Raw genomic sequence first — 12,993 nt, forward strand, 5'->3', positions numbered from 1 at the left:
TGTCAGTAATATTACATTTTGATTTCGGTGAGGCTTTTTTGCGTCAATTTACTATTTAAATATTTTTCCTATAAAAAACGCTTATTTAAGTCTTTGTTTATTAGTTTGTTTTTGAGTTTGTGATGATGGGGGATATGGCTTTTGATTGGTAAGGAAAATGGAAAATAATCATTTTCATATTACATTGTTCAATCTTATTCTTCGGAAAAACAAATATTTACTGGTGTTTCTTTAGGTTTTTCCGAGTTTATTGAGTGGGGAGGGGATATTTGATATAACAAGGTATCTACTCTCTATTACGGCACATTTATGTCGCACCTCAACTATAACCATGTCTACTATTTCTGGATGGTCTGCAAGCAAGGCTCTGTTACTAAAGCGGCGGAAGCTCTATTTTTAACGCCACAAACAGTAACTGGTCAAATTAAAGCGTTAGAAGAACGTATGGATGGCAAGCTGACTAAGCGTAATGGGCGCAGCGTTGAGCCTACTGAGCTTGGTCAACTGGTCTTTAAATATGCCGATCGTATGTTTGGTCTGAGTTATGAAATGCTCGATATTGTGAATTACAGCCAGCACTCAAATATTTTGTTTGATGTAGGTGTCGCGGATGCGCTATCTAAAAGATTAGTCAGCAAGATATTGATGTCGACAATTCCGTCAGACAACAGTATTCACTTACGTTGCTTTGAATCTACCCACGAAATGCTGCTTGAACAGCTCTCTCAGCATAAGCTGGATATGATCTTGTCTGATTGTCCGGTTGACTCTAGCCAAAGCCCTGGCTTGTTCAGCAAGAAGTTGGGCGAAAGCAGTCTGAGTTTTTTCTGTTCAGGTAATGTTAAAGAGGTAAGTTTCCCCGCTGTATTAGAGCAAAGAAAATTGTTGATCCCAGGTAGCCGTACCTCAATGGGTCGTAAAGTGCTGCAATGGTTCGATAGGCAAGGACTTAAACCTGACATCTTGGGGGAGTTTGATGATGCAGCATTGATGAAAGCTTTTGCTCGTTATCACCATGATGCTATTTTCTTAGCTCCCACACTCTATATGTCTGAGGTTGAGCAAGACACATCGCTGCAGTTGCTGGGTGACATTGAAGAGTTAAAAGAGGAGTACTATGTCATATTCGCTGAGAGGATGATCCAACATCCAGCAGTAAAAAACGTATGTGACGCAGATTTTAGCAAATTGTTCGAGTGAGGTAGTTTGTTAATGAATTGATATCGATTATTATGATCACTCAATGTACCGGAAATACTGATAGCCCGTAGTTGGCGTAGAGGTGGTAGGGAGCCAAACTATGAACTTAAAAGAGATGGAGAAGAACTCAGCAAAAGCTGTGATTCTACTCAAAGCCATGGCCAACGAACGTCGTTTACAGATCTTGTGCCTATTGCATGGTACTGAGCTGTCGGTTGGAGAGTTGTGTGGTAAGTTGGAACTGAGCCAATCGGCTTTATCTCAACATCTTGCTTGGTTGAGAAGAGATGGTTTAGTCGAAACTCGCAAAGAAGCTCAAACCGTGTATTACACATTGAGCAGTGAAGAAATTAAAGCAATGATTAACCTACTGCATGGCCTATATTGCAAGTAGCTTATTGTTGGTGAGGAAGGTGATTTCTTATCAGGAATAAGGTCGACACAAGGAAGTGTCAGTATTTCACGTCGAACGTTTATGCCTATCTGTGATCTTTTATAAATCCACTCTCTTTTATTGATCTGTTAGCCGTTTATCTATTTGCTTATTTGTCTATCGGGAAACGAAATAATTTTTAGTAAACAAACTATTTTTCAATAAGCCCATAGCTGTCAATAAAAAAAATAACGTTCAGCAAGAAACTAAATCAAAGCGTTACTCAAAATTTAGATATAAAAAAACCGGCCTAGGCCGGTTTTTTTCGTTTTGCGTTGTAATCAAATTTCTATTAAAGAGCTTTGATTGCAGCCGCGAAACGAGACTTATGACGTGCAGCTTTATTCTTATGAATAAGGCCTTTAGTCGCCATACGGTCAAGAAGTGGTGTAACTTCTACAAGAGCAGCAGTTGCAGCTTCTTTATCACCAGCTGTGATAGCTGCGATAGTCTTTTTCATGTAAGTGCGCATCATAGAACGACGGCTAGCATTGTGCTGGCGACGTTTCTCAGCTTGGATAGCGCGCTTCTTAGCAGATTTACTGTTTGCCAAGGGTCTAACTCCCAAAAACTTAGTTCGGTGACAATTTAAGGGCGAGGACTATCCCTCATTAGCGCTTAATTGTCAAATGATTTGTGCAAAAACCAGTCGTAGCCAAACAAACTTTGGTATAGAAAGGTCATCGCGGTTAAGATGGCGGGGATTCTAACAGCATTTTTATACCAATGCTAATAATTATGCTTCTTAGGACTGGATAGTATTTATCCCCCCGCTTAAAAGTAATCAACTAGTGTCAGAGGTTTCTGTGAGTAAACGACTATTAAAGTCAGGCCTGATTGTCAGTGCAATGACTTTTGTTTCCCGTGTGTTGGGGCTAGTACGTGATGTAGTAGTAGCAAATTTGATGGGGGCAGGAGCAAGTGCCGATGTATTTTTCTTCGCTAATAAAATTCCTAATTTCTTACGTCGACTTTTTGCAGAAGGTGCATTTTCTCAAGCGTTTGTTCCTGTATTAACGGAATATCACGCTGCTGGTGATAAAGATAAAACTCGAGATTTAATCGCTAAAGTTTCGGGTACGCTCGGAGTATTAGTCTCGATCGTAACGATTGCCGGGGTTTTGGGGTCTGGAGTGATCACCGCGATGTTTGGCGCAGGTTGGTTTATCGACTGGCTTAACGACGGCCCTGCGGCACCAAAATTTGAGTTGGCGAGCTTTATACTAAAAATTACCTTTCCTTATTTATGGTTTATCACCTTTGTGGCTTTGTCTGGTGCGATCCTCAATACCTTAGGTAAGTTTGCTGTCTCTTCTTTTACGCCTGTGTTCTTGAACGTAATGATCATTGGTGCTGCATGGTTTATTTCCCCTAACCTAGAGCAACCTGAAATTGGCTTGGCAATTGGTGTGTTTCTTGGAGGTCTCGTTCAGTTCCTTTTCCAAATGCCATTCTTAATCAAAGCGGGTGTGTTAGTTAAGCCTAAATGGGGATGGAGAGATCCGGGAGTGGTTAAGATCCGAACATTAATGATCCCTGCGTTGTTTGGCGTGTCTGTTAGCCAAATTAACTTACTGTTTGATACCTTCATTGCAAGTTTCCTTGCGACGGGCTCTATCAGTTGGTTGTACTACTCAGACCGACTACTTGAATTTCCACTAGGTTTATTCGGTATCGCGATTGCGACTGTGATTCTGCCCGCTTTATCCCGTAAACATGTAGACGCTCAAGGTGAAGGATTCGCACATACGATGGACTGGGGCGTACGCATGGTTTTGCTTCTCGGCATTCCGGCGATGTTAGGCCTGATTGTTTTGGCTAAACCTATGCTGATGGTGCTCTTCATGCGTGGTGAGTTTTCTCCACACGATGTGCAGCAGGCGTCGATGTCATTGGTCGCTTACGCGTCAGGTTTGCTTAACTTCATGTTGATTAAAGTGTTAGCCCCTGGCTATTACTCTCGCCAAGATACCAAAACGCCGGTTAAGTACGGCATTATCGCTATGGTGACCAACATGGTGTTTAACGCGATCTTTGCTTATTTTTATGGTTATGTTGGTTTAGCGATTGCGACAGCCTTATCTGCTTTTGTGAATATGGCCTTGTTATATCGTGGATTACATCTTGCGGGTGTATATCAATTAACGAAGACAACCTTATTGTTCAGTGCCAAATTGATTATCTCTGGTGTGGTGATGGTAGCGGCTATTTTGTGGCAGCTGGATAGTATGCAAAAGTGGCTTGAATGGGGATTCAGTCAGAGAGCGATGGCATTAACAGGCTTGATTGGACTTGGTGGCTTTGTTTATATTGTTTCTGTATTGATTTTAGGTGTCCGAGTAAAACATTTAAAAGCAGCGACAGATTAATACTGATTAGTATATAATCCGTCGGTTTCACACAATAAATGATGCAAATAGCAGGTTTTAGTTGATCATAATGGAACTGATCCGAGGTATACACAATATAAAAGCGCAGCATCGTGGCTGTGTATTAACCATAGGTAACTTCGATGGTGTTCATTTAGGACATCAAGAGGTTCTAAGTCAGGTTTCTAAACAAGCGGCAGTATTAGGGCTCCCTTCTGTTGTCATGACGTTTGAACCACAGCCTATGGAGCTGTTTGCCCGAGATAGAGCGCCAGCACGTTTAACTCGCTTGCGAGATAAATACGTGCAACTGAGTAAGCTAGATATCAGTCGTTTACTGTGTGTTAATTTTAACCAGTATTTTGCAAGTTTATCTGCGGGAGCATTCATTAAAGATCTTCTGGTTGATAAGCTTGGTGTTAAGTTTTTGGTGGTTGGTGACGATTTTTGTTTTGGCAAAGGCCGTACGGGTAATTTCGCTATGCTTAAAGAAGCTGGCGAAAAATATGGTTTTGAGGTGGTAAGCACACAGAGCTATTGCTTAAACCAATTACGAGTAAGCAGCACCGAGATACGAAATACATTAGCGGCTGATGACTTGGCTGCAAGTGCAACCATGTTAGGGCGTGATTACAGTATTAGTGGTCGTGTTTCTCATGGTCGAAAATTAGGGAGAACCATAGGTTTCCCTACCGCTAACATTCCATTAAAGCGTTGCGTTTCTCCTGTTTCAGGAGTGTATGTTGTTGAAGCTTTGGATATCGACGGTGTTCCTGTCGGTGGCGTGGCTAACATTGGACAACGACCAACGGTTAATGGCGTAAGGCAGCAATTAGAAGTGCACTTTTTTGACTTTAAAGCCAATTTATATGGTAAACAGTTAGAAGTACGACTTTTACACAAACTGCGCGACGAGATAAAATTTGAATCGTTCGACGCATTAAAGAATCAAATAGAATTGGATGCTGAAGCCGCAAGGGTGTGGCTGCTTCAGCTAAAGAATTAATCGGATGATTCCACCGGTTAACATAATGTCTAACTTCGCCCAATATAACGGAATTAAGAATCGATGAGTGATTATAAAACTACCCTGAACTTACCAGAAACAGGGTTCCCAATGCGTGGCAATCTGGCAAATCGTGAGCCAGAAATGCTTAAGCGTTGGTATAAAGAAGATCTTTACGGCGAAATCCGTAAGGCAAAGAAAGGTAAAAAATCTTTCGTATTGCATGATGGCCCTCCATACGCGAACGGCGACATTCACATTGGTCACGCGCTGAATAAGATTCTTAAAGACATTATTATTAAATCTAAGACCCTTTCTGGTTTTGATGCACCGTACATCCCAGGTTGGGACTGTCACGGTCTTCCAATCGAGCTAATGGTTGAGAAGAAGAAAGGTAAGCCTGGTCAGAAGATTTCGGCTGCTGAATTCCGCGAAGAGTGTCGTAAGTACGCTGCGGGCCAAGTTGAAGGTCAGAAAGAGAGCTTCAAACGTCTTGGTATCATGGGCGAGTGGGACAAACCTTACCGCACTATGGATTTCGGCACAGAAGCGAACATCATTCGTTCTCTAGGAAAAATCGCAGACAAAGGTCACCTTCTTAAAGGTTTCAAACCTGTTCACTGGTGTACTGACTGTGGTTCTGCTCTGGCTGAAGCTGAAGTTGAATACAAAGATAAAGTTTCTCCATCTATCGATGTGAAATTTACAGCAGCTGACGAAGCGGCGCTTTTAGAGAAATTTACTCTAGCGGAAGGTCATGCGGGTCAAGGCGAAATTTCTATCGTTATCTGGACAACAACACCATGGACTCTGCCGGCTAACCGCGCAGTATGTCTACGTGATGATCTTGAATACGTGCTTATCCAAGTTGAAGCGAATGGTGAACAGCCAGCTCAACGTATCGTTGTTGCTTCTGAACTAGCAAAAGACGTAATGGATCGTGCTGGTATCGAGCACTTCCATAACCTTGGTTTTGCGACTGGCGCTGATCTTGAGCTTTCTCTGTTCAACCACCCGTTCTATGACTTTACGGTTCCTGCTGTTCTTGGCGACCACGTGACAACGGATTCAGGTACTGGTGTGGTTCACACTGCGCCTGGTCACGGTCAAGAGGATTTCGTGGTTGGTAAGAAATACGACCTAGAAATCGCTAACCCAGTCGGTTCAAACGGCGTTTACCTGCCAGATACTGAGCTATTCGCTGGTCAGCACGTATTCAAAGCGAACGACTCTGTTTTAGACGTTCTAAAAGAGAAAGGTGCACTTCTGCATCACCACGCTTACGAGCACAGCTACCCACACTGTTGGAGACACAAAACTCCAATCATCTTCCGTGCAACACCACAATGGTTCATCTCTATGGATCAAGCTGGCCTACGTGCTAAAGCACTAGAGTCAATCAAGAGTGTTGAGTGGTTGCCTGAATGGGGTCAAAGCCGTATCGAAGGCATGGTTGAAGGTCGCCCTGAGTGGTGTATCTCTCGTCAACGTACTTGGGGTGTGCCAATTGCTCTGTTCGTTCATAAAGAAACAGCGGAACTTCACCCAGAAAGCCCTGCGCTGATTGAAAAAGTCGCGAAGCTCGTTGAAGAGAAAGGCATTCAAGCTTGGTGGGATGTAGACGCTGCTGAACTTATGGGTGCAGAAGACGCTGATAAGTACGAAAAAGTAATGGATACGCTAGACGTATGGTTCGACTCAGGTGTGACGCACTTCTCTGTGGTTGACTCTCGTGAAGAGTACAACTTCCCGAATGAAGAAAGAACGCACAGTGCCGATCTTTACCTTGAAGGTTCTGACCAACACCGTGGCTGGTTCCAGTCTTCTTTGATTTCATCTATCGCGATGAAAGACGAAGCACCATACAAGCAAGTGCTAACGCACGGTTTCGTGGTTGATGGTAAAGGCCGTAAGATGTCTAAATCTATCGGCAACGTTGTTGCTCCTAAAGATGTAACCAACAAGCTAGGTGCTGATATCCTGCGTCTATGGGTTGCTTCCACAGACTATACCGGTGAAGTGGCGGTTTCTGATGAAATCCTGAAGCGTTCAGCTGATGCTTACCGTCGTATTCGTAACACGGCTCGTTTCTTCTTAGCGAACTTGAACGGTTTCAACCCTGAAACGGACCTAGTACCTGCTGAAGAGATGGTTGCACTTGATCGCTGGGCTGTTGGCCGTGCTCAAGCTGCACAAGAAGAGATTGTTAAAGCATACGGCGAGTACAACACTCATGGTGTGACTCAACGTTTAATGCAGTTCTGTTCTATCGAAATGGGTTCTTTCTACCTAGATGTAATTAAAGATCGTCAGTACACAGCGAAGCAGGGCAGCCATGCTCAACGTAGCTGCCAAACGGCGCTTTACTACATCGTAGAAGCTCTAGTTCGTTGGATGGCACCTATCATGTCGTTCACTGCAGATGAAATCTGGAACGAAATGCCTGCTTCTCTTCCAACAGGTGAAAAACGTGACAAGTTCGTATTCACAGGCGAGTGGTTCGAAGGTCTATTTGGTCTTGCTGAAGGCGAAGAGCTAAGCAACGAATTCTGGACTGAAATCCAGTCTGTTCGTGGTGCAGTGAACAAGCTACTTGAAGATGCTCGTAAAGAGAAAACGATCGGTGGCGCACTGCAAGCTGAAGTTACTCTATACGCTGACGACGCACTCGCGGCTAAGATCAACAAGCTAGAAGATGAGCTACGTTTCGTACTTATCACTTCTGCAGCTGTTGTTAAGCCACTGAGCGAGAAGTCTGATGCAGCTCAAGCGACAGACGTTGAAGGTCTATTCGTTGAAGTAGCGGCGACTGAAGCTGAGAAGTGTGACCGTTGTTGGCACCACACTCCAGATGTAGGCACTATCGAAGGTCACGAGAAAGTTTGTGGTCGTTGTGTGTCGAACATTGACGGTGAAGGCGAAGTGCGTAAGTTCGCATAACAGCTCAGAGAAAGACTGAACTTTTTGTAAAAATCATAGCCCCAGTATCAACTGGGGTTATTTTTAGTTATAGGAAATGTGTTTAACCAAGTCGAGTGCTTGTTACCTTTAAACGGGGTGACGAAATGGGTGCTGGTTTAGTAAATACTAGGAATAGAAATGAGTGAAGTTTCGTTAAAACAATCTGGTGTGCGTTGGTTATGGTTGGCTCTGCTGGTTTTCGCTGCAGATATCGGCATCAAACTTTTCGTCATGGACAACATGGGTTATGGCTGGGCAAATCGTATTGAGGTGCTGCCGTTCTTTAACTTTTTGTATGTTCATAACTACGGTGCAGCATTTAGCTTCTTGAGCGACCAAAGTGGTTGGCAACGTTGGTTATTTACTGGTATCGCATTTGCAGTAACAGGCATGCTGACGTACTGGATGAGCAAACTACCAGCGACAGAAAAGTGGAACAACATTGCTTACGCCATCATCATTGGTGGTGCAGTTGGTAACGTATTTGACCGAGTAGTACACGGCTTTGTTGTCGATTACTTAGACTTTTACTGGGGCACTTACCATTGGCCTGCCTTCAACTTAGCGGATATGGGAATCTGTATCGGTGCAGCGATGATCATCCTCGATGGCTTCCGCAAGAAAGATGAGAGCAAATAGGCGAATGAGCCTTAGGTAAAAGAGCCTTGAAATAGATTGTCCTAAAGTCAGTCTATGACTCACAGAATAGAATAGCCCTAAGCGCTGTCGGTTGATTCCGGTGGCGCTTTTTTTTATGCTTCAGTCAACAAGGAAGCAAAGCACCATGCGTCCTCCAAATAATAAAGAAGTCTAAGGAAAGTAACGTGGCAGCAATTAAAAACGATTCAGCAGTATCCCTACATTTTACGATTAAAATGAAGGATGGTTCAGTTGCCGATAGTACGGAAAACATGGGTAAACCAGCAAAGTTTGTCATGGGTGATGGTAGCCTAAGTGAGAACTTTGAAGCGTGCTTACTTGGACTTGAAGCTGGAACTGAAAAGTCTATCGAACTGAAAGCACAAGATGCGTTTGGTATGCCGAACCCAGACCATATCCACCATATGGATAAAACAAAATTTGCTGGTGATACTGATGTTGAAGTCGGCACTATCATGGCATTCTCTGGTCCTGACGGTATGGAAATCCCAGGGATTATCACTGATATCGCGGGAGATTCAGTAACGGTTGATTTTAATCACCCGTTAGCTGGTCAAGACGTTACGTTTGACGTCAACATCTTAGCGGTTGAATAATTATCTTCACGGTGGAGCAGCATCGCCTTACAGCTGTTATGTAACCCAGAGCTTCACTGTCTAGGCGCTTCACTGTAGAATGCGAACCTCGCTGACGGCGAACTCTAGAGAAACAACCTTAGTACCGCGGTAAATGATGAGCAATGAAATGAAAATAATGTTAGCTAACCCTCGTGGCTTCTGTGCCGGTGTTGATCGTGCGATCAGCATCGTAGAGCGCGCACTTGAAATGTATCAGCCACCGATCTATGTTCGCCATGAAGTGGTGCATAACCGCTTTGTTGTTGAAGGGCTTAAGCAACGTGGTGCTATTTTTGTCGAAGAGCTGAGTGAAGTGCCAGACGATAACATTGTGATCTTTTCTGCTCACGGTGTATCTCAAGCTGTTCGTAAAGAAGCGAAAGAGCGCGATCTCACCGTATTTGATGCGACGTGTCCATTGGTCACTAAAGTACATATGGAAGTTGCTCGTGCGAGTCGCAAACATATGGAAGTGGTACTGATTGGTCACGCAGGTCACCCTGAAGTGGAAGGGACTATGGGTCAGTACGCTAGCAAAACCGGTGGAATGTATTTGGTTGAAAGACCAGAGGACGTACAAAACCTAGTAGTGAACGACCCAACTAACTTACATTACGTTAGCCAAACAACCTTGTCAGTTGATGAGACGGCGGATGTAATTGAAGAGCTACGTCGCGTGTTCCCACAGATCCAAGGCCCTCGTAAAGACGACATCTGTTACGCGACTCAAAACCGTCAAGACGCAGTACGTGATATGGCAAATGATGTAGACGTAGTGATTGTGGTTGGTTCTAAGAACTCATCGAACTCAACACGTTTGAAAGAGCTGGCTGAGAAACTAGGCACACCCGGTTACCTTACGGATTGCCCTGAAGACATTCAAACAGAATGGGTTGAAGGCAAGAAGAAAATTGGTGTAACGGCGGGGGCTTCGGCTCCAGAAGAGCTAGTAAACCAAATCTTGGACCGCATTCGTGAGTTGGGTGCGACTGACGTTGAAGAGATTCAAGGTCGTGAAGAGAACATGTTCTTCGAAGTGCCAAAAGAGCTGCAGATCAAGCAAGTCGACTAATCTCTATTGATTCGTGACACTAGCGACTAGTAAACAGCCAACGTTGATGCGTTGGCTTTTTTGATCATGCTATGTCTTGACCTGAAGTATGTTTACTGAAGGCCGAGTTGCTCTTTTAACGTCTTGAGGTAGCGACGGCTGACTGGCACTTCAAAGCCCGTCAGTGTGACTATCTCGGCTAATCCATTTTCTAATAGCTTGATCTCTTGGATCGATTTTATGTTGATCAAATATTGGCGATGACAGCGGATCAAATCGGTCTTTTCTTCTAAGGTCTTCAAGGTTAATTGTGAAGTTGCTGTTTGCGATGAACTACGAACATGTACCCCACTGATGTCTGAATAGGCGCACTCGACCGTTTGGCTTGCCATGATCACTATACGGTTATGGCCAATACACGGAATCTGCTCTAAATGAGAGGGGGCGATGACTGATATGTCTTGTTCTGGCGCTTTGTGGTTCTGTTTGATGATCTTATTCAGGCGACAAACGCTCTTGTTTAATCGACAAGGTTCAACCGGCTTGAGTAGGTAATCAAAGGCGTTATCTTCGAATGCTTGAATAGCATATTGATCATAGGCTGTTACGAATACTACGTAAGGCATAGTGTCTGGATCAAGCATGCTCAGCAGTTCAATCCCGGTAACTTGTGGCATTTGAATATCTAAATACACTACATCAGGCTTGAGCTGGTTGATCTGCTTCAGGCCTTCGATCGCGTTGCTTGCTTGACCGATGACTTCCACTTCTCCAGTTTCAGTCAGTAGTTCAATCAGTTCTTCACGAGCAAAAAGCTCATCATCGACAACTAATGCTTTTAACATCCTACAATCTTCATCTTGATTCTATCCCTGTTTGATTCACGTTTGGCTTCTAAATAATACGGTTACCAAGAGGCTATCATCTACGAAAGCACCGTTATTTTAGTATAGGTATGATAAAGCTCATTCGAGTAAATTGCTGTGGTTGAGATTCTATTTTTAGTGCTGAGTCTTGTCCAAAGAAATTCGCGAGTCGTTTATCAACAATTTCCATTCCTAAACCCACATGGTCTTGAGGCGGCTTCTGATAGTTGCCTGCATTGTCTTCCACGGTCAGCTTGAATCCACCCTTGAAAGCCTCACTATAAATCTTCACTTTGCCGCCTTCTAGCATGTTTGAAATACCATGCTTTATGGCATTTTCAACCAGTGGCTGCAGGGTAAAGCTCGGCAGTTGAGAGTTATACAGTAGAGGGTCGATATCCAATTCCACTTCTAAGCGGTCGGTAAAGCGTGCCTTCTCTATGGTCAGGTAAGCATTGACGTGTGCCAGTTCGTCTTTGAGTTTCACAGTGTTGATGTTCTGCTTAAGGTTGCTTCTAAAGAAGTGAGATAGGTGCTGAATAAGCTCTCGTGCTTTATCTGGGTCACGACGTGTAACGGCACTGATGGTATTCAGCGCATTAAACAAGAAGTGCGGGTTAACCTGAGCGTGCAACAGTTTGATTTCAGCTTGGGTGAGCAGGGTCTGCTGCTGCTGATAGTTGCTGAATAGGATCTGGCTTGAAAGCAGTTGAGCGATACCTTCTGCCATCGACATGTTAATGGTCGAGAATAGCTTCAGCTTAGGCTCATACAGTTTGATGGTACCGACGACTTCGTTACCGGCACGCAGTGGGATAATAAGCGCAGAACCTAACTTGCAATCTTGAGATAGAGAACATTGGTATGGGTTCTCTTTACCATCAAGGTAGATGATGTCGTTTTGTTCCATCGAGGTGAGGGTGCTCTGCGATGAAATAGGGGTGTTCGGAATATGGTGTTCATCGCCAATGCCGACGAACGCGAGGATTTTTTCTCGGTCGGTAATCGCCACCGCACCGACGTTGGTTTCTTCGTAAACGATACGCACGATTTTTTGTGCGTTATCGGAATTGAAGCCACCATGCAGAATACCCACAGAACGCTCGGCGATGGTTAATGCGCGGCGCGAGAAAGTAGCCGAGTACTTTTCGAAGATGGTTTTCCTGTCTTGGATGATGCTCATGAACAGCGCCGCACCCACTGAGTTTGCAATGATCATTGGCGCAGCAATATCAGAAACCAGAGCGTAGGATTGCTCAAACGGTTTGGCGACCGCCAGTAGAATTAGCATTTGAATGATCTCTGCAAACAGGGTGACAGAGAACACTACCAGCGGATTAAACAGCTGGCTGGCTTTGTTCTTTCTGACTAAGTAAACGTGCAATAGGCCACCAATCAAACCTTCTGCTGTGGTGGAAATGGCACAAGCTAAGTCCGTAAAACCACCTAATGAGTAACGATGAATACCGCCAGTAAAGCCGACCGCAAAGCCAACGACAGGGCCACCAAACAGACCGCCCATTACTGCGCCCATCGCACGAGTGTTGGCTATCGCGTCATTAATCTGCAGTCCAAAATAGGTGCCCATAATACAGAACAGAGAAAACAGAACATAACAGCTGACTTTATGACTTAAGCGTGAAGAGATGCTCAACAAAGGGAGAATCAATGGCGTTTTACTTAACATGTAAGCAATCACTAAGTAGACACAGGTTTGTTGCAGCAGAGAGAGAATGAGTTCCATATTTTCACCTATTGAGACGCTTGTTAAGTGTAAAGCTCATTGCGTGGTAACGGTAGCTTTGCTTGTGTTTTCGTTGGTTATATCCA

11 protein-coding genes are annotated in these 12,993 nt (G+C 44.1%); 8 read left to right on the top strand and 3 right to left on the bottom strand.

What is annotated here, in order from left to right:
* The first annotated feature begins 309 nt into the window (after positions 1-309).
* Both nhaR and WR49_RS10180 read left to right on the top strand, forming a co-directional pair.
* On the top strand, positions 310-1,200 hold the full coding sequence (nhaR, locus tag WR49_RS10175) for a transcriptional activator NhaR (protein ID WP_017056124.1): 891 nt from the start codon (positions 310-312) through the stop codon (positions 1,198-1,200).
* A 100-nt stretch (positions 1,201-1,300) separates the two neighbouring features.
* Positions 1,301-1,594, top strand: a complete 294-nt coding sequence (locus tag WR49_RS10180) for an ArsR/SmtB family transcription factor (protein ID WP_017056125.1) — start codon at positions 1,301-1,303, stop codon at positions 1,592-1,594.
* A gap of 331 nt (positions 1,595-1,925) precedes the next feature.
* On the opposite strand, the gene rpsT is transcribed toward WR49_RS10180, so the two are convergent.
* A complete protein-coding gene (gene rpsT / locus WR49_RS10185) occupies positions 1,926-2,186 on the bottom strand; it encodes a 30S ribosomal protein S20 (RefSeq protein ID WP_017056126.1) in 261 nt (86 codons plus the stop codon).
* Positions 2,187-2,439: 253 nt separating this feature from the next.
* On the opposite strand from rpsT, the gene murJ reads away from it, so the two are divergent.
* The 6 genes from murJ (at position 2,440) to ispH (ending at position 10,318) form a co-directional block, all read left to right on the top strand.
* The gene (gene murJ / locus WR49_RS10190) at positions 2,440-4,002 is read left to right on the top strand and encodes a murein biosynthesis integral membrane protein MurJ (protein WP_032547897.1); all 1,563 of its coding nucleotides are present in this window, start codon (positions 2,440-2,442) and stop codon (positions 4,000-4,002) included.
* 70 nt (positions 4,003-4,072) lie between these two features.
* Positions 4,073-5,008: a bifunctional riboflavin kinase/FAD synthetase gene (ribF, locus tag WR49_RS10195; RefSeq protein WP_046223914.1), complete on the top strand. Its 936-nt coding sequence runs from the start codon at positions 4,073-4,075 to the stop codon at positions 5,006-5,008.
* A gap of 63 nt (positions 5,009-5,071) precedes the next feature.
* Positions 5,072-7,948, top strand: a complete 2,877-nt coding sequence (gene ileS, locus WR49_RS10200) for an isoleucine--tRNA ligase (RefSeq protein WP_046223915.1) — start codon at positions 5,072-5,074, stop codon at positions 7,946-7,948.
* 159 nt (positions 7,949-8,107) lie between these two features.
* A complete protein-coding gene (lspA, locus tag WR49_RS10205; RefSeq protein ID WP_017056130.1) occupies positions 8,108-8,608 on the top strand; it encodes a signal peptidase II in 501 nt (166 codons plus the stop codon).
* A gap of 185 nt (positions 8,609-8,793) precedes the next feature.
* Positions 8,794-9,225, top strand: a complete 432-nt coding sequence (gene fkpB, locus WR49_RS10210) for an FKBP-type peptidyl-prolyl cis-trans isomerase (RefSeq protein WP_082082759.1) — start codon at positions 8,794-8,796, stop codon at positions 9,223-9,225.
* 136 nt (positions 9,226-9,361) lie between these two features.
* Entirely contained in the window at positions 9,362-10,318 is a 957-nt protein-coding gene (gene ispH, locus WR49_RS10215; RefSeq protein WP_029626952.1) for a 4-hydroxy-3-methylbut-2-enyl diphosphate reductase, read from the top strand.
* Between the two features lie 92 nt (positions 10,319-10,410).
* On the opposite strand, the gene btsR is transcribed toward ispH, so the two are convergent.
* Both btsR and WR49_RS10225 read right to left on the bottom strand, forming a co-directional pair.
* Entirely contained in the window at positions 10,411-11,142 is a 732-nt protein-coding gene (btsR, locus tag WR49_RS10220; RefSeq protein ID WP_017056133.1) for a two-component system response regulator BtsR, read from the bottom strand.
* A gap of 94 nt (positions 11,143-11,236) precedes the next feature.
* Entirely contained in the window at positions 11,237-12,907 is a 1,671-nt protein-coding gene (locus tag WR49_RS10225) for a sensor histidine kinase (protein ID WP_046223916.1), read from the bottom strand.
* Positions 12,908-12,993: the final 86 nt, after the last annotated feature.

This window comes from Vibrio sp. ECSMB14106 (genome assembly GCF_000972265.1).
GTDB classification, from domain to species: Bacteria; Pseudomonadota; Gammaproteobacteria; order Enterobacterales; family Vibrionaceae; genus Vibrio; species Vibrio kanaloae.

What these genes read in the sequence shown, in the direction of transcription:
- nhaR (WP_017056124.1), top strand. Translation starts at nt 310, where the DNA reads ATGTCGCACCTCAACTATAACCATGTCTACTATTTCTGGATGGTCTGC.
- WR49_RS10180 (WP_017056125.1), top strand. Translation starts at nt 1,301, where the DNA reads ATGAACTTAAAAGAGATGGAGAAGAACTCAGCAAAAGCTGTGATTCTA.
- ribF (WP_046223914.1), top strand. Translation starts at nt 4,073, where the DNA reads ATGGAACTGATCCGAGGTATACACAATATAAAAGCGCAGCATCGTGGC.
- ileS (WP_046223915.1), top strand. Translation starts at nt 5,072, where the DNA reads ATGAGTGATTATAAAACTACCCTGAACTTACCAGAAACAGGGTTCCCA.
- lspA (WP_017056130.1), top strand. Translation starts at nt 8,108, where the DNA reads ATGAGTGAAGTTTCGTTAAAACAATCTGGTGTGCGTTGGTTATGGTTG.
- ispH (WP_029626952.1), top strand. Translation starts at nt 9,362, where the DNA reads ATGAGCAATGAAATGAAAATAATGTTAGCTAACCCTCGTGGCTTCTGT.
- btsR (WP_017056133.1), bottom strand. Translation starts at nt 11,142, where the DNA reads ATGTTAAAAGCATTAGTTGTCGATGATGAGCTTTTTGCTCGTGAAGAA.
- WR49_RS10225 (WP_046223916.1), bottom strand. Translation starts at nt 12,907, where the DNA reads ATGGAACTCATTCTCTCTCTGCTGCAACAAACCTGTGTCTACTTAGTG.